We start from the raw sequence: 15612 nt of genomic DNA, 5'->3' as shown, positions 1-15612 counted from the left end.
CGGTGCAGGTGAGGAGATGCGTGGGATGACGGCGGACGAGCCCCGTCGGCAGCGGTGGCGCGAGCGGCTCCTGGCCGAGGACGACCTGACGGCCGACTCGGGTCTGGGGCGCCCGCCCGAGACCCGCCGCCAGGCCATGGTGAAGCTGATGTGGGTCTGCATCTGGTTCGCCTACCTCGGCGAGCCGGTGTCCGATCTGCTCGGCGGCCACCACACGCTCGCGGCCGTCCTGCTGGGCGCCCTCGGACTGCTCGCCTACCTGGGCGTGTATCTGGCGCTGATCTTCCGGCGCACCATGCTGGCGATGGACGGCCGGGTGTTCGCGCCGCTGGGCTTCCTGCTGGGCACGGCCCTCGTGCTCACCCTGACCCTCGGCTACTCCTGGCTCGTGCTGTTCGTCTACGTGTCCGTCGCGGCGAGCGCGGTCCTGCCGATGCGGCTCGCGCGCCTCGCGATCCTCCTGGTCACCGGACTGCTGCTGGGGATCGGGATGACGGCGCCCGGCGCGGGCGACTTCCTGCCCTGGCTGGTCCTGCCCACCCTGCTCGGCGGGGCCGCGATGGCGGGCGTCCGGCAGATGGCCCGTACGGCCCGGGCGCTGCGCGAGGCCCGGGCGACCGTCGCCCACCTCGCGGCCAACGAGGAGCGGCTGCGGCTCGCCCGCGATCTGCACGACCTGCTCGGGCACTCCCTCTCCCTGATCACGCTCAAGAGCGAGCTGGCCGGGCGGATGCTGCCGGACCGGCCCGAGCAGGCCGCCCAGCAGGTCGCCGACATCGAGAAGGTCAGCCGGCAGGCCCTGGTGGACGTGCGGGAGGCGGTGAGCGGCTTTCGCCGCCCCACGCTCGGCGCCGAGCTCGCCGGGGCCCGTACGGCCCTGACCGCCGCGGGCATCGCCGCCGCCGTCGCCCCCTTCCCCGAGCGCCACCCCGACCTGCCCGCCGCCCAGGAGGGCGCCCTGGCCTGGGCCCTGCGGGAGGCGGTGACGAACGCGGTGCGGCACAGCGGGGCGCGCCGCTGCGAGCTCACGCTCACCGAGGAGAGCGACGAGCTGTGCCTGACCGTCACCGACGACGGCAAGGGCCCCGCCGGCCCGCACGGCAACGGCCTCACGGGCCTGGCCGAACGCCTCGCCCTCGCCGACGGCCGCCTGGAGACGGGACCCGGCCCGCGCGGAGGGTTCCGGCTGCGCGCGTACGTACCGCTCTCCCGCGCCGGAGCCGCCCCGGAACAGCAGGACCCGGCACCGCCGGTGGGCTCCTGCTGAGGACGCTCACGTACGGGGGAGCCCGGGTTACCGGGTGAGGTTGCCGTTGACGGCGGCGGTGACGAAGGGGGGCCAGGCCGTGCGGGGCACGGTGAGGTGTTTGCGGTCGGGGTTTTTGGAGTCACGTATGGGTATTACGTGTGCGTACTGTTCGGAGATCTCGATGCAGCCGCCACCGCCATTGCTGTGAGAGCTCTTGCGCCAGGTGGCTATTGATTGGTCGATCCTGGTGGTGTGCACGGGGAGTACTCCTCAAGCGCCTTGCGAATCAGGGTCCTTGATTCCTCAACGTCCAAGGCCAGTTGACTCAAGTGATCGTAGAGGTTGACGTACTCGATGGTGCGCTTCGGTTGTGTGATGTAGATGCCACCGGACAGGGACGGTCGATGGACGGTGGTTCGCCCTCGTCGGTCCTCAAAAATGGTCACAGTGCCGATATCCGAGAAAACATTCTGCTCCCGTCGGGGCAGTAGCCGGAGAGCGACGTTCCGCCTGCGTGACTGCCTCATCATGTGACTCAACTGGCCCCTCATGACGGCGCGATCGCCGACTCCGAGATCCAGCGCACCCTCCAGGAAGACGATCGAGAGCTGCGGCGCCGCAGGCGTGTCCAATACTGCGCGCACTTGCCTGCGGTAGTGCACTTTGTCATCAAGGTCGCCGCCGTACGCGGCCAGACCTGCGGTAAGGCAGAGACGGGCGTGCTCTTCGGTCTCCAGAAAGACAGACGTGAAGCTCGCGATCTGCCGGATCCGGACCGCGCGTGCAGCGGCCCTGAGGAATCGGCTGACGCGATCAGCGTCCGGGTTGTCGTCGAGTTCGTCGCGGAGCCTGAAGATGTGGCCTCGTGCGTCGAGGGCTGCATCGATTCGGCGGGCGACGTCCCGGCGCGGGACATGGCTCCCGTTCTCGAAATGTGAGATCGCTGATTTCGACAGGGCAACCGCTCTGCCCAGCTCGGCCTGAGTCCACCCCTTGCGCACCCGGTATTCGCAGATGGCTGCCCCGAGCTCCTCCACGCGCGCCTGGTACGGGTCAAACGGCTTTGGGGCGGGCATGGCTGTATCCCCCGGCTGACGTGGTGAGCCCTGAGCAGGGATGAGCATAGGGGGCTCAGCGGGTACGGGTGAGGGGAACCGAGAGCCCCAACTCCGGCTGGGTGACGCGGTGTTCGATCCATCACGCCTGATGCCCGTTCTGTCGTGGCCCACACTTCACCCGCCGTGACCGGCGCCGTAGGGTCGCATACCGTCCCCCGAACGCGCGCCGCCGCAGCCCCCCGCGCCTCCGTCCGAGGTGAGGCGGCACCGCCCCGCCGCCTACCCTGTCCCCGTGACCGCTCAGCCCCACCTCCCCGGCCCCGACACCCCCCGCACCGTCCGGGTGCTCCTCGCCGAGGACCAGTCCATGGTCAGGGAGGCGCTGGCGGCACTGCTGGGACTGGAGCCCGACATCGAGGTCGTCGCCCAGGTCGCCCGCGGCGACGAGGTGCTGCCCGCCGCCCGCGCCCGCGACGACCTCGACGTGGTGCTGCTCGACATCGAGATGCCCGGCATGACCGGGCTCGACGCGGCGGCCCAGGTCCGCCGCGAGCTGCCGGGGCTGAAGGTGGTGATCCTGACGACCTTCGGACGGCCCGGGTATCTGCGCCGGGCCATGGAGTCCGGCGCCGACGCCTTCCTGGTCAAGGACGCGCCCGCCGCCCAGCTCGCCGACGCCCTGCGCCGCGTCCTGCGCGGCGAGCGCGTCATCGACCCCACCCTCGCGGCCGCCGCGCTCGCCGAGGGCGCCAACCCGCTCACCGACCGCGAGCGCGCCGTGCTCAGCGCCAGCGCCGACGGCTCCACCAACGCCGAACTCGCCCGCAGCCTGCACCTGTCCCACGGCACGGTCCGCAACTACCTGTCCACGGCCATCCAGAAGACCGGCGCCCGCAACCGCGCGGAAGCGGTGCGCATCGCCCGTGACAAGGGCTGGCTGTGAGCCGCGCGGCAGCAACCCCCGTGCCCGGCCGGCTCAGTTGAGCATCGCCCGCGCGGCCAGCGCCCGGTGGCGCACCGACTCCGCCGCCGAGGGGTCCATCGCCGCGACGACCTCCGCGTACTCCTCCAGCTCGCGGGCGCCGCGCGCGAAGTCCCCGCGCTCCACGAGCAGTTCGGCACGCTCGTAGCGCAGCCGGGCCGGGTGGCGGGGCAGCAGCAGGGACAGGTCGACCGCCCACAGCCGGACGTCGCTGCGCTCGGGGCGGGCCGAGGCCCAGGCCCGGATGTTGTTCAGGATGCGCAGCACGATCTCCCCCGGCGCGGCCGGGGAGAAGGCCGTCGGCTCCGCCGGGGCCCCGGTCGCGCCCGCGACGAGCACCCCGGCCTCCTCGTCCGACAGCGGCCGCCCGCCGTCGAAAGGATCGGCCAGTACGTGCTCGCCGTGCGGGTCGCCGAAGCCGACGACGAAGTGCCCCGGTAGCGCCACCCCGTAGACGGGGGCGCCCGCCCGCCGGGCGACCTCCAGCCACACCACCGACAGCAGGATCGGCAGCCCGCGCCGCCGCAGCAGCACCTCGTCGAGCAGGGAGGACTCCAGCCGCCGGTAGTCGGCGGGGGAGCCGTGGAAGCCGAGGCGGCCGCCCAGCAGCTCCGCCAGCGCCTCGGCCCAGCGCGCGGGCGGCGTGCCCCGGCCGAGCGCGGGCAGCAGCCCGGCGAGCCGGTCCAGTTCGATCTGCGCCTCGTCGGCCAGGCGCTCCTCGTCCCGGTCCGGATGCGCCTCGGCGGCGATCAGCAGGCACAGCAGTGCCAGGTCGGGCCGCTCGTCGCGGGCGACGGCCGCGAACCGCCGCCGTCGTCCCGTGCTGCCCGCGCTCTCGTGCATGGCTGCCTCGCACCCGCTCGGGGCGGTGGGGGACCACCGCCGTCTCCCATGGTGCGCCGGACCCTGCCCCGGGCGGCGTCACCCCTGTGGTGCGCGACGGTAGTGGTAGGCGTGGTGCGTCGTGAAACCGAGGCCCTCGTAGAGCCCGCCCGCCGCGCCGTTGTCCGCCAGGACCTGGAGCCACGCCGCCGACGCCCCCTCGGCCAGGGCCCGCCCGGCGAGCGCGGCCATGACCGCTCCGGCCAGCCCCTGCCGCCGGTACGAGGGCAGCACGGCCAGGGCGGAGAACCCGGCCCAGCGCCCGTCGACCACGCACCGCCCGATCGCCACCACGTCGGCACTCACCGCGCCGGCCGTACCTCCTGCCCCGGCCGGCTTGCCCGTACCGGGCGCCGCATCGGTACCCGCCGTCGCGCCCGCTGCGGATGCGGCGGAGGCACCGCCGGGCCGCTGCTCGCCCGGTCGGCCGGAGACGGCGTCGGCGGCCGCGCCGGTCGTCGCACCCGCGTCCGCCGTCGCGGAAGCGCCGGAGACATCGCCGGGCCGCTGCTCGCCCGGCCGGCGTGCGACGGCCGCCCCGGAGACGGCGTCGGCGGTCGCGCCGGTCGTCGCATTCGCACCCGCCGTCGCGGAAGCGCCGACAGCGGGCCGCTGTACGTCCGATCGGCCTGCGGCAGCCGCACCGCGCACCGCATCCGCACCCACCACCCCGTCCCCGCCTCCCAGCACCGTCGCGAACCACACCGACGGCCCGCCCGTCAGCACCCGCCGCGCGTGCGCCGCGCCGCCCTCGCCGGGCTCGGCCCGCCCGTACATCTCCAGCCACGCCTCGTCCGGCTCCCGCGAGAGCCGTACCCGGGACGTGTCCGCGCCGGTGTCGGCGAGCGGGGCCAGGGCGGCCGTCCGCATCAGGGCCCGCTTCTCGGCCACCCAGCCGCGCGCGGCGAGCTCGCGGTCCAGCAGCTCGTCCCGCCCCGGGTCCCCGGTGACCACCTGGATCCGCGCGGGCAGCGAACGCGCGGCGTACCACGCCTCGACCCGGTCCACCGCCTCGCCGAGCGGCATCCCGCAATCGCCCAGCGGCAGCGCCGAGTTGGCGCGCTCGGTGAAACCGCCCGCCGCGCGCAGCGTCCACTCGCCCAGCCGCTCGCTCTCCGTGGCCGGCCAGCCGCGCGCCGCGACCTCCTGCAGTTCGCGTACGGTCGCCGCCGGCCCGCGCCTGCGCGCCGGGGCCGGGGGGACGACCTTCCCCGCGACGAGGCCGGACTCCGCGATCTCCACGACCTCCCCGGTGCGCCGTGTGATGCGCAGCACACCGCCCTCCCAGGCGGTCAGAACGCCGACGGTGTCCGTGAATGGGGGTTCCCCCCGACCGCCTTTCTCCGCGCGGTCGTTCAGTCGCCGCACAGATACCCTTTTTCCCACATCAGCGGTACTGATCCGGACTTCCGGACGTCCGCCCGTGGTGAATTCCACAGCACTCCTCACCCCTCTTGTTCGTCATGTGCCCGGGAACGGAGATACTAGGTGTGGGCATCGACGACGCCGCGCTCCCGCGCGAGATGAGCCCTACCGAGGAGGAACGACAGCGTGACCTACGTCATCGCGCAGCCTTGTGTCGACGTGAAGGACAAGGCGTGCATCGAGGAGTGCCCCGTCGACTGCATCTACGAGGGCTCCCGGTCCTTGTACATCCACCCGGACGAATGTGTCGACTGTGGTGCCTGCGAGCCGGTCTGCCCCGTCGAGGCGATCTTCTACGAGGACGACACTCCCGAGGAGTGGAAGGACTACTACAAGGCGAACGTCGAGTTCTTCGACGAGCTCGGCTCGCCCGGTGGTGCCTCGAAGCTCGGCCTCATCGAGCGCGACCACCCCTTCATCGCCGCCCTGCCGCCGCAGGACACGGACGCTCACTGAGCTCCGGCGCGCCAGTGCTGCCGCGGCCCCGTACGGCGTTCCCGCCGTACGGGGCCGCGCTTTTTCGTCGAGGCCGTTTTGTCCGGGCCGCCCCTCATCGCGTACACAGTCCGTAGCGGATCTTCCGCACGGCACGAAGCAGAACGCACGAAGCAGAACGCACGAAGCACACCGCACGAAGCACGCCGCACGACCTAGGAAGCGAGCACCTGTGGGCCCCGTCTCCTCCCGCCTCCCCGTCTTCCCCTGGGACCGTCTCGACCCGTACAAGGCCGAGGCCGCCGCACACCCCGACGGCATCGTCGACCTGTCCGTCGGTACGCCCGTCGACCCCGTGCCCGAGCTGATCCGGCGGGCGCTGGCCGACGCCGCCGACAGCCCCGGCTACCCCACGGTGTGGGGCACGCCCGCGCTGCGCGACGCCCTCACCGGCTGGGCGGAGCGCCGCCTCGGCGCCCGGGACCTCGCGCACGGCAATGTGCTGCCGGTCGTCGGCTCCAAGGAACTGGTGGCCTGGCTGCCCACCCAGCTCGGCCTCGGCCCCGGCGACAAGGTCGCCTACCCGCGCCTCGCCTACCCCACCTACGAGGTGGGCGCGCGCCTCGCGGGCGCCGAGCCGGTCGTCTACGACGAGCCAACGGAGCTCGACCCGGCCGGCGTCAAGCTGCTCTGGCTGAACTCGCCGTCCAACCCCACCGGCCGCGTCCTGACCGCCGACGAGCTGCGCCGCGCGGTGGCCTGGGCGCGCGAGCACGGCATCCTCGTCTTCAGCGACGAGTGCTACCTGGAGCTGGGCTGGGAGGCCGAGCCGGTCTCGGTGCTGCACCCGGACGTCTGCGGGGGCTCGTACGAGGGCATCGTCGCCGTCCACTCGCTCTCCAAGCGCTCCAACCTGGCCGGTTACCGCGCCGCGTTCCTCGCCGGTGACGCCGCCGTCCTCGGCGAGCTGCTCACCATCCGCAAGCACGGCGGCATGATGGTCGCCGCCCCGGTGCAGGCCGCCACGGTCGCGGCGCTCGGCGACAGCGCGCACGTGGCCGAGCAGCGCGAGCGCTACGCGCGACGGCGCGCGGCGCTGCGTACGGCGTTCGAGGGCGCGGGCTTCCGCATCGAGCACAGCGAGGCCTCGCTGTACCTGTGGGCGACCCGCGACGAGCCCTGCTGGGACACGGTCGCCGACCTGGCCAAGCGCGGCATCCTCGTCGCACCGGGCGACTTCTACGGGGCCGCGGGGGAGCGGTTCGTACGGATCGCCTTCACGGCCACCGACGAGCGCGTGGCCGCCGCCGTCGCCAGGCTCGCGGAGGGGTAGGCCCCCGGCGCACACGAGAGGGCCCGGGAGTCGTGGACTCCCGGGCCCTCTCGCGGTGCTGCCCGTGTGTGCTCCTCGCGGCCCGCTCAGCCGAGGGCGCCGCCGCTGAGCGGCAGGTTGCCCGTGCTGGGGAGGCTGGTCTTGGAGGCGGTGCCCGCCGCGTTGCCGACGAGGCTGCCCGCGGAGCTGCCGGCCTCGCCCGCCGCCTTGTTGGCCGCCGGGGCGACCGTCTTGCCGGTCTGGGCGACGGTGTCCGTGGCGCCCGGCACGGTGCCCTTGATGGCCTTGGTGCCGGTCTCCGTCGTCACCGCCCCGGTCTGGTGCGAGGCGGACTCGATGTTGTTGCCCAGGTTCGCGCCGTCCACCGCGCTCAGGCCGCCCAGCTCGGGGGCCTTGAGGTCCGCGGCGTTCGCCGCTCCGGCCGCACCGATGACCGGTGCCGCACCGGCGGCGACGAGCAGCGCTACCCGGGCGATCCGACGCGAGAGGGGGAGGGACATGATGCTCCTTCGACGGAGTTGAGGACGTTGGCTGTCCGGCGTGCGGACGCCGTGACTACCGCGTGACCCGCGCGAAGGTTGCGGTGAGTCGAGGTAAAGAATTGGCAATGCATCGCATTATCGCCCCCTCAAAAAACAGGGCAAAGCGGAAGCCCGGCGATGCGGTAGGAAAGGCCGACAAGCCGTGGATCCCAAGGGAGCCGGGGGAATGTGCGAGCGCGCGCACCGACTCGCCCCGGGCATCCCCGAATGACGCCGACGCCCCTCTCCCGGGTCCTTCGGAAGAGGGGCGTGTCGTACTGCTGAGCGGCGCTACTGGGCGGTGGTGATACGGACTTCGGCCGCGGGATTCGCGGGCGGCTTCCCGCCCGGTGCCGTACCCGGGCTCCCGGCCGTGCCCCCGCCCGCCGCCGGGGGCTCCTTGCGCCAGCCGTCCGCGGAGTGCTCGGCACTCCACACCCGGCCCGCGAACGACACGCGCTCGATCCGCAGTTCGGCCGCGTGCGCCACCGCCCAGGACGCCAACTGCCAGCCGCGCCGGGCCGGTCCGCCGTCCGGCGGCGCCGTCTGGACGGGCACCGTGACCGTACGGGCCGCCACGCTGTCCTTGGCGTCCGCGCCGCCCCTGCCGTCCTTGCCGCTGCCCACCGTCACCGTCGGCAGCACCGCCGCCCCGAACTCCCGGCGCAGCTTGGTCCGTACCGCCGCCGGGTCGCCCGGCTTGCCGTCCGGCGGGCTCGTCGTACAGCTGAACGCCGCCTCCTCGCGCCCCGTCAGCGCCGACGACAGCAGCGCCGCGTCCGGCTCGTGCTTCGCGTAGGCCTGCGGGAAACCGCTGCGCTGCACCTTCTGCGCGGCCACCGTCAACGGCAGCCGCGAGTACCCCGGCACCTGCACCAGATGGTCGTAGAACTTGCCCGTCGCGTACACCGGATCGGTGATCTGCTGCGCCGAACCCCAGCCCTGCGTGGGCCGCTGCTGGAACAGCCCCAGCGAATCCCGGTCGCCGTGATGGATGTTGCGCAGCCCCGACTCCTGCATCGACGTCGCCAGCGCGATCGTCACCGCCCGCTCCGGCAGCCCCCGCGCGATCCCCACGGCCGAGATCGTCGCCGCGTTCCCGGCCTGCTCCGGATCGGCCGAGTACGTCTCGCCGTTGGCCCGCACCGTGCAGCGCGGCGCCCCCGGCCCGCCCGTGACGAAGTGCGCGACCAGATACCCGATCAGGGCCAGCAGCACGGCGCAGGCGGCCGCGACGCGCAGCAGCCGGCCACGGCGGTCAAGGGTGGTGCGGGACATGCGGCCCACGTTACTGGAGACCCGCCGCGCTCAGCCGGGCCGCACCCGGCAGCGCGGCCCCGCCGCCCGGATACGCCCGTACGGGCCCGGCGCGGCGGAGTTAGGCTCGCGGGCATGGAAGACGCAGCGCACGCCCCCGAGCAGTCCCTGGACCTGAGCCTCGACGCCGCCGCCCTCACCGCGGCACTCGTCGACATCCCCTCGGTGAGCGGCCAGGAGAAGGCCCTCGCCGACGCCGTCGAAAGCGCCCTGCGCGCCCTGCCGCACCTGACGGTCGACCGGTACGGCAACAACGTGGTGGCCCGCACGGACCTCGGCCGCGCCGAACGCGTCGTCCTCGCCGGGCACCTCGACACCGTGCCCATCGCCGGCAACCTCCCCTCCCGGCTCGACGAGGAGGGCTACCTGTGGGGCTGCGGCACCAGCGACATGAAGTCCGGTGTCGCCGTGCAGCTGCGCCTCGCGGCCACCGTCCCCGCCCCCAACCGCGACCTGACCTTCGTCTTCTACGACAACGAGGAGGTCGCCTCCCACCTCAACGGCCTCGGCAGGATCGCCGACGCCCACCCCGACTGGCTGGCGGGCGACTTCGCGGTCCTGCTGGAGCCCTCCAGCGGCCAGGTCGAGGGCGGCTGCCAGGGCACCCTGCGCGTCCTGCTGCGCACCGCCGGCGAACGCGCCCACTCGGCACGCTCCTGGATGGGCAGCAACGCCATCCACGCCGCGGCCCCGGTCCTCGCCCGGCTCGCCGCCTACGAGCCCCGACGGCCCGTCATCGACGGCCTGGAGTACCGCGAGGGCCTCAACGCGGTCCGTATCGAGGGCGGCGTGGCCGGCAACGTCATCCCCGACGCCTGCACCGTCACCGTCAACTTCCGCTACGCGCCCGACCGCAGCGAGGAGGAGGCCCTCGCGCACGTCCGCGAGGTCTTCGCGGACTGCGGGATCGCGGAGTTCGTCGTCGACGACCACGCGGGCGGCGCGCTGCCGGGGCTGTCCCACCCCTCGGCGGCGGCCTTCCTCAAGGCCGTCGGCGGCACCGCGCACCCGAAGTTCGGCTGGACGGACGTCTCCCGCTTCAGCGCGCTCGGCGTCCCCGCCGTCAACTACGGCCCCGGCGAGCCGACGCTCGCGCACAAGCGGGACGAGCGGGTGCTCGCCTCACTGATCAACGACTGCGAGCAGCGGATGCGGGCCTGGCTGACCGCCTGACGCGCGCACAGGCCGGCGGCAACTCCGCCTGCCCTACGCTGAACCGCACCGAACCTCACCCGGACCACGGGCGGGAAACCGAGCGGAGGGAGTACGGCATGGCACATCCCGAAGGGGCGCGACTGCCACGGGAACAGCGGCGCGGACCGGTCGTCCGCCGGCACGGGCAGATGCAGGCCGGCACCACCGACCAGCATCTGCTGGACACCCGGGGAGCCGCGGACTGGGTGCACGAGGACCCCTTCCGGGTGATGCGCATCCAGTCCGAGTTCGTCGAGGGCTTCGGCGCGCTCGCCGAACTGCCGCCCGCGATCAGTGTGTTCGGCTCGGCCCGCACCCGCCGGGACTCGCCCGAGTACGCGGCCGGGGTCGCCATCGGGCGCGGCCTGGTCGAGGCGGGCTTCGCGGTCATCACCGGCGGCGGCCCCGGCGCGATGGAGGCCGCCAACAAGGGCGCCATGGAGGCCGGCGGCGTCTCCGTCGGCCTCGGGATCGAGCTGCCCTTCGAGCAGGGGCTCAACCCGTACGTCAACCTCGGTGTGGACTTCCGGTACTTCTTCGTCCGCAAGACCATGTTCGTGAAGTACGCCAGCGGGTTCGTGGTGCTGCCCGGCGGACTCGGCACCCTGGACGAGCTGTTCGAGGCGCTCACCCTGGTCCAGACGAAGAAGGTCACCCGCTTCCCGATCGTCCTGTACGGCTCCGCCTACTGGTCGGGCCTGGTCGACTGGCTGCGCGGCACGCTCGTCGCACAGGGCAAGGTCAGCGCGCACGACCTGCAGCTGTTCCACGTCACCGACGACGTGGAGGAGACCATCGGGCACGTCACCAAGGAAGCGGGAACGTAGGAGGCGGGCACCCGCTGGGTGGGCTTGGCGAAGTCCGCTGCGATTCGGGTAGCGCCCCCGAAGGGGCGCGGGGCTGTTTCGATGTGCGGCTACGCCGCGTGGGCGCGACAATCCCCCAGAGGGGGCACCCCCAGACGCACCCGCAGATGGCGTGCCGGACTTCCAGCGGTGCGCTTAGCGCTCCCCGCCGTGCGGAAGTCGCTCAGGCCAGGCCCCGGCGGGCGACCGCCGGGGGCCGGTGGCCCGCGATCGAGGCCACCATGTCCAGCACCTGCCGGGTCTCGGCGACCTCGTGGACCCGGTACACCCGCGCCCCCAGCCATGCCGAGACCGCCGTGGTGGCCAGCGTGCCCAACAGGCGCTCCTTGACCGGCTTGTCGAGCGTCTCGCCCACGAAGTCCTTGTTCGACAGCGACACGAGGACCGGCCAGCCCGTCGCCGCCATCTCGCCGAGCCGCCGGGTGGCCTCCAGCGAGTGCCGGGTGTTCTTCCCGAAGTCGTGTCCCGGGTCGATGAGGACGCCGTCGCGCCGCACCCCCAGCTCCACGGCCCGCTCCGCGAGCCCCAGGGTGACCCGCAGGATGTCCGCCATCACGTCGTCGTAGGCCACCCGGTGCGGCCGGGTGCGCGGCTCGAACCCGCCCGCGTGCGTGCACACCAGCCCCGCCCCGTAACGGGCCGCGACCTCCGCGAGTTTGGGGTCCACCCCGCCCCACGCGTCGTTGAGCAGGTCCGCGCCGGCCTCGCAGACCGCCTCGCCCACCTCGTGCCGCCAGGTGTCCACGCTGATGACCACGTCCGGGTGACGCCGGCGCACCTCCGCCACGAAGCCGACCGTCCGCCGGGCCTCCTCCGCCGCGCTCACCTCCGCGCCCGGACCGGCCTTCACCCCGCCGATGTCGACGATCGCGGCGCCCTCCGCGACGGCCCGCTCCACGCGCTCCAGCGCGGGCTCGTCGGCGAAGGTGGCGCCCTGGTCGTAGAAGGAGTCGGGGGTCCGGTTCACGATCGCCATGATCACCGGCTCGTGAGCGTCGAACTCGCGTCGTCCCAGCCGCAGCATCTACCCGTACTCCTTGTCCGTGGTCCGCCAGCGACCTTAGCCGTCAGTGGCCGTCAGTGGGGCATGGCACGATCGGGAGGGCGTACCGGCGCACGGGGCGGCGGGCGCATCCGGGAGATGGTCGTGTTCTGGTTCCTGCTCATCGCGCTGGTCGTGGTGGTCGCCGCGGTCACGCTCTTCGTCGCCGGGGGCGAGCGCGGCGACGTGCTGCCCGAGGCCGTGCCGGACCGGCTCGCCGGGCCCCTGCCGGCGGACCGGCCCGCGGCGCGGGCCGACGTCGAGGCGCTGCGGCTGCCGGTCGTGCTGCGCGGCTACCGCATGGCCGACACCGACGAGGCCCTCGACCGGCTGGGCGCCGAGCTCGCCGAGCGCGACGCCCGCATCGCCGAGCTGGAGGCCGCCCTCGCGGGAGCCCGGGCGGCGGCCGCCGGCACGGCGGGCGGGGACGAGGAGCCGCGCCCGGCGGACCCCCGCGACATACGTGACACGGAGGCCGGGGCGTGAGCGGGGGCACGGAGCTGGGGCCGGACGGGCTGCGCCGCTGCCCGTGGGGCCTGGAGGCGGAGTCCATGGCGGACTACCGCGCCTACCACGACGGCGAGTGGGGCCGCCCGGTGCACGGCGACGACGCCCTGTACGAGCGGCTGTGCCTGGAGGCCTTCCAGTCCGGCCTGTCGTGGCTGACCGTGCTGCGCCGCCGCGAGGGGTTCCGGGCCGCCTTCGCCGGCTTCTCCGTCGCGAGGGTCGCGGCCTTCACCGCGGCCGACGAGGAGCGGCTGCTGGCCGACCCCGGCATCATCCGCAACCGCGCGAAGATCGCCGCCGCGACCGCCAACGCGCGGGTGCTCGCCGCCTGGGAACCCGGCGAACTGGACGCCCTCGTCTGGTCGTACGCGCCCGGGGAGCCCCGCCCCGCGCCGCGCACCACCGCCGACGTCCCGGCGGTCACCGAGGAGTCCACGGCGCTGGCCAAGGAGCTCAAGAAGCGCGGCCTGCGGTTCGTCGGACCGACCACCGCCTACGCGCTGATGCAGGCCTGCGGCCTGGTCGACGACCACCTCGCGGACTGCCACGCGCGCGGCCGCCGGACCCGCGGGCGCGTCAGCGCCCGGTGAAGCGCGGCTGCTCCTTCTTCAAGAACGCCTCCACCGCGGCCCGGTGGTCCTGCGAGCGGCCCGCCGCGCTCTGCAACTCGTCCTCCTCGGCCAGTGCCTCGGGCAGGGTGTGCCCGGCGGCGAAGGCGAGGGAGCGCTTGACGGCGGCGTAGGCGCCGGTCGGGCCCTGCGCCAGCCGCAGCGCCACCGACCGGGCCTCGGCGGCCAGTTCGGCGGCGGGCACCACCTTGCCCGCGATGCCCAGCTCGTAGGACTCCGCCGCGGTCACCGTACGCGGGAAGAGCAGCAGATCCGCCGCCCGGCCGTGGCCGATCAGACGCGGCAGGGTCCACGAGACGCCCGAGTCGGCGGTCAGCGCGACGCCGGTGAAGGAGGTGTTGAAGGAGGCGGTGTCGGCGACCACGCGGTAGTCGGCGGCGAAGGCGAAGCCCGCGCCGGCGCCCGCCGCCACGCCGTTGACGCCGGCGACGACCGGCTTGGGCATCCCGGTGATCGCGGTGACGATGGGGTTGTAGTGCTCCCCGACCGTCCGCATGGGCTCGTCGTCGCCGGACCGGAGGGTGGCCACGTGCTCCTTGAGGTCCTGCCCGACGCAGAAGGCGCGCCCGGCACCGGTCAGCAGCACCGCCCGGACGGCCGGGTCGGCGCCCGCCTCCCGCAGGATGTCGCGCAGGGCGACCTTGGTGGCGGTGTCCAGGGCGTTCATGGCGTCGGGCCGGTTGAGCACGACCGTCGCGAGCCCGTCCGTCACGTCGTAGAGCACAGTGTCCGCCATGCCGCGGTCCCTCCCGTGTCGGCGCCCGCCGCACGTCCGCGGTGCGGCGGTCGGCCTCAGCATGCCGGAGATCACCGGCGGCCGGTATGCGGCGGGGTGTGACCTGCGTCAAAGAATTCGGCCTCCGGGCAGCCGCGGCGAAGGCGCGGTATTGCGGCCCGATCGCCGAATTGGGTGGTTTTGCGTGATCGTGCTGCCGAAGGGATACGGACCGATGTTGGTCATCGGGTCACGCGATGCGGGATAATGGCCTGGAAGCAATGTGTTCGATGCCGGTGACGCGGCGCCTGTCCGGGAGCCGTCGGCGGACGATGAGCTGGTTTCAGGAAGGGGAACGAGCATGGCGGCCATGAAGCCGCGGACGGGCGACGGCCCGCTCGAGGTGACCAAGGAGGGGCGGGGCATCGTCATGCGGGTTCCGCTCGAAGGCGGCGGTCGTCTCGTCGTCGAGCTGACACCGGACGAGGCCGAGGCCCTCGGCGATGCCCTGAAGAAGGTCGTCGGCTGACGCACGGCCCTCATCTTTCTTCCACCCTGCCCCGGCAGCCGGCCACGGCTCCGGGGCAGAGGTGTAGGGGGTTGTCCTCCCGCTGAGTCCGCGCAGCGGACACCGCCCCGGGGCGCGTGCCCCGAAAACCCCCGGCGCGGCGCTCTCAGCCGCCGCGCCGGACCGCGCACAGCAGGCCGTCGCCCACCGGCAGCAGCGACGGCAGCAGCTCCTCCGACTCGCGCACGGCGCGCAGGAGTTCGCGCAGCGCCCCCACCTCGGCGGGCTGCGCCGCGGAGTCCACCGTGCGGCCGTCCGCGAAGACACCCTCGAAGCACACGAGTCCGCCCGGCCGCAGCAGGCGCAACGATTCGCCCAGGTACTCCAGGCACTCCAGCCGGTCGCCGTCGCAGAACACCAGGTCGTAACCGCCGTCGGCGAGGCGCGGCAGCACCTCCAGCGCGCGGCCGGGGATGAAGCGCGCCCGGTTGCCCGCGAAGCCCGCCGCGCGGAACGCCTGCCGGGCCAGCTGCTGGCACTCCGGATCGCTGTCCACCGTCGTCAGGACGCCGTCGGGCCGCATGCCGTGCAGCAGGAACAGGCCGGAGACCCCGGTGCCGGTGCCGATCTCGGCGACCGCCTTGGCGTCCGCCGCGGCGGCGAGCAGCCGCAGTGCCGAACCCGTGCCGGACGACACCGAGCGCAGCCCCGCCTCCCCGGCCCGCTCCCGGGCCCAGCGCAGTGCGGCGCTGCCGGCGTTCACCGTGCCGGTCGCGTCCTCGGCACCGTACGCATCGGCGAACGCCCAGCTCGTCTGCCGGTTGCCGGTAATGGCCCTCTCCTGTCCCCGTCGTCCACGCAACCGTGACTGTAGCCGCTGGCCCCGGGAACCCGCAGATGGGACCGCGCGTTGGACCGAAAGGAGGCGGTGACCGGACCGAGGCCGGGA

General features: G+C 73.7%; 18 protein-coding genes and 1 pseudogene. 9 read left to right on the top strand and 10 right to left on the bottom strand.

All coding sequences use genetic code 11. The features are described from left to right. Positions 1-25 precede the first annotated feature (25 nt). The gene (locus ACFP1Z_RS01470; protein WP_390313840.1) at positions 26-1267 is read left to right on the top strand and encodes a sensor histidine kinase; all 1242 of its coding nucleotides are present in this window, start codon (positions 26-28) and stop codon (positions 1265-1267) included. A gap of 27 nt (positions 1268-1294) precedes the next feature. Here ACFP1Z_RS01470 and ACFP1Z_RS01465 read toward each other — a convergent pair whose 3' ends face one another. Both ACFP1Z_RS01465 and ACFP1Z_RS01460 read right to left on the bottom strand, forming a co-directional pair. After that, complete coding sequence (locus ACFP1Z_RS01465; RefSeq protein WP_390313839.1) at positions 1295-1507, bottom strand: DUF397 domain-containing protein; 213 nt, start codon at positions 1505-1507, stop codon at positions 1295-1297. Then, positions 1477-2286 (bottom strand): helix-turn-helix domain-containing protein, encoded by an 810-nt coding sequence (locus ACFP1Z_RS01460; protein ID WP_390313838.1) that lies wholly within the window; start codon positions 2284-2286, stop codon positions 1477-1479. Before ACFP1Z_RS01460 ends, ACFP1Z_RS01465 begins: the two co-directional genes overlap by 31 nt. A 313-nt stretch (positions 2287-2599) precedes the next feature. On the opposite strand from ACFP1Z_RS01460, the gene ACFP1Z_RS01455 reads away from it, so the two are divergent. After that, positions 2600-3250, top strand: coding sequence for a response regulator transcription factor (locus tag ACFP1Z_RS01455; protein ID WP_390313836.1), 651 nt, complete (start codon positions 2600-2602; stop codon positions 3248-3250). Between the two features lie 33 nt (positions 3251-3283). Here the strand turns inward: ACFP1Z_RS01455 and ACFP1Z_RS01450 are convergent, their stop codons facing one another. The 3 genes and pseudogenes from ACFP1Z_RS01450 to ACFP1Z_RS33735 all read right to left on the bottom strand — a co-directional run. Further along, on the bottom strand, positions 3284-4132 hold the full coding sequence (locus ACFP1Z_RS01450) for a transglutaminase family protein (RefSeq protein WP_390313835.1): 849 nt from the start codon (positions 4130-4132) through the stop codon (positions 3284-3286). Between the two features lie 78 nt (positions 4133-4210). Beyond that, the gene (locus ACFP1Z_RS33740; protein ID WP_465269257.1) at positions 4211-4477 is read right to left on the bottom strand and encodes a GNAT family N-acetyltransferase; all 267 of its coding nucleotides are present in this window, start codon (positions 4475-4477) and stop codon (positions 4211-4213) included. Between the two features lie 171 nt (positions 4478-4648). Then, positions 4649-5608 (bottom strand): annotated as a pseudogene (locus ACFP1Z_RS33735) (GNAT family N-acetyltransferase, cg3035/Rv0428c family); the annotation flags it as partial. 114 nt (positions 5609-5722) lie between these two features. Between ACFP1Z_RS33735 and fdxA the strand changes: the two are divergent. After that, on the top strand, positions 5723-6052 hold the full coding sequence (fdxA, locus tag ACFP1Z_RS01440; RefSeq protein WP_390313833.1) for a ferredoxin: 330 nt from the start codon (positions 5723-5725) through the stop codon (positions 6050-6052). 211 nt (positions 6053-6263) lie between these two features. After that, positions 6264-7364: a succinyldiaminopimelate transaminase gene (dapC, locus tag ACFP1Z_RS01435; RefSeq protein WP_390313832.1), complete on the top strand. Its 1101-nt coding sequence runs from the start codon at positions 6264-6266 to the stop codon at positions 7362-7364. An 86-nt stretch (positions 7365-7450) separates the two neighbouring features. On the opposite strand, the gene ACFP1Z_RS01430 is transcribed toward dapC, so the two are convergent. Beyond that, the gene (locus tag ACFP1Z_RS01430) at positions 7451-7864 is read right to left on the bottom strand and encodes an ATP-binding protein (protein WP_390313831.1); all 414 of its coding nucleotides are present in this window, start codon (positions 7862-7864) and stop codon (positions 7451-7453) included. 312 nt (positions 7865-8176) lie between these two features. After that, the gene (locus ACFP1Z_RS01425; RefSeq protein ID WP_390313830.1) at positions 8177-9163 is read right to left on the bottom strand and encodes a VldE C-terminal domain-containing protein; all 987 of its coding nucleotides are present in this window, start codon (positions 9161-9163) and stop codon (positions 8177-8179) included. A gap of 114 nt (positions 9164-9277) precedes the next feature. Between ACFP1Z_RS01425 and dapE the strand changes: the two genes are divergently transcribed. Then, entirely contained in the window at positions 9278-10375 is a 1098-nt protein-coding gene (gene dapE, locus ACFP1Z_RS01420; RefSeq protein WP_390313829.1) for a succinyl-diaminopimelate desuccinylase, read from the top strand. 98 nt (positions 10376-10473) lie between these two features. After that, entirely contained in the window at positions 10474-11223 is a 750-nt protein-coding gene (locus ACFP1Z_RS01415) for an LOG family protein (protein WP_390313828.1), read from the top strand. Between the two features lie 202 nt (positions 11224-11425). Here the strand turns inward: ACFP1Z_RS01415 and folP are convergent, their stop codons facing one another. After that, on the bottom strand, positions 11426-12286 hold the full coding sequence (gene folP, locus ACFP1Z_RS01410) for a dihydropteroate synthase (protein ID WP_390313826.1): 861 nt from the start codon (positions 12284-12286) through the stop codon (positions 11426-11428). Between the two features lie 63 nt (positions 12287-12349). Here folP and ACFP1Z_RS01405 point away from each other — a divergent pair, with 63 nt between their 5' ends. Continuing rightward, positions 12350-12790, top strand: coding sequence for a cell division protein DivIVA (locus ACFP1Z_RS01405; RefSeq protein ID WP_390313825.1), 441 nt, complete (start codon positions 12350-12352; stop codon positions 12788-12790). After that, on the top strand, positions 12787-13401 hold the full coding sequence (locus ACFP1Z_RS01400; protein WP_390313824.1) for a DNA-3-methyladenine glycosylase I: 615 nt from the start codon (positions 12787-12789) through the stop codon (positions 13399-13401). Before ACFP1Z_RS01405 ends, ACFP1Z_RS01400 begins: the two co-directional genes overlap by 4 nt. On the opposite strand, the gene ACFP1Z_RS01395 is transcribed toward ACFP1Z_RS01400, so the two are convergent. Then, entirely contained in the window at positions 13388-14176 is a 789-nt protein-coding gene (locus tag ACFP1Z_RS01395; protein WP_390313823.1) for an enoyl-CoA hydratase/isomerase family protein, read from the bottom strand. The two genes, ACFP1Z_RS01400 and ACFP1Z_RS01395, sit on opposite strands and share 14 nt — an antisense overlap. Before the next feature lie 340 nt (positions 14177-14516). On the opposite strand from ACFP1Z_RS01395, the gene ACFP1Z_RS01390 reads away from it, so the two are divergent. Beyond that, complete coding sequence (locus ACFP1Z_RS01390; RefSeq protein WP_009997451.1) at positions 14517-14684, top strand: DUF3117 domain-containing protein; 168 nt, start codon at positions 14517-14519, stop codon at positions 14682-14684. 145 nt (positions 14685-14829) lie between these two features. Here the strand turns inward: ACFP1Z_RS01390 and ACFP1Z_RS01385 are convergent, their stop codons facing one another. Beyond that, positions 14830-15525, bottom strand: a complete 696-nt coding sequence (locus ACFP1Z_RS01385; RefSeq protein WP_390313822.1) for an O-methyltransferase — start codon at positions 15523-15525, stop codon at positions 14830-14832. Positions 15526-15612: the final 87 nt, after the last annotated feature.

It is taken from the genome of Streptomyces gamaensis, assembly GCF_042656465.1.
Lineage (GTDB): Bacteria > Actinomycetota > Actinomycetes > Streptomycetales > Streptomycetaceae > Streptomyces > Streptomyces gamaensis.
Note: the sequence above shows the minus strand (reverse complement) of the source record. Positions and strands in the feature narration are given on the sequence as shown.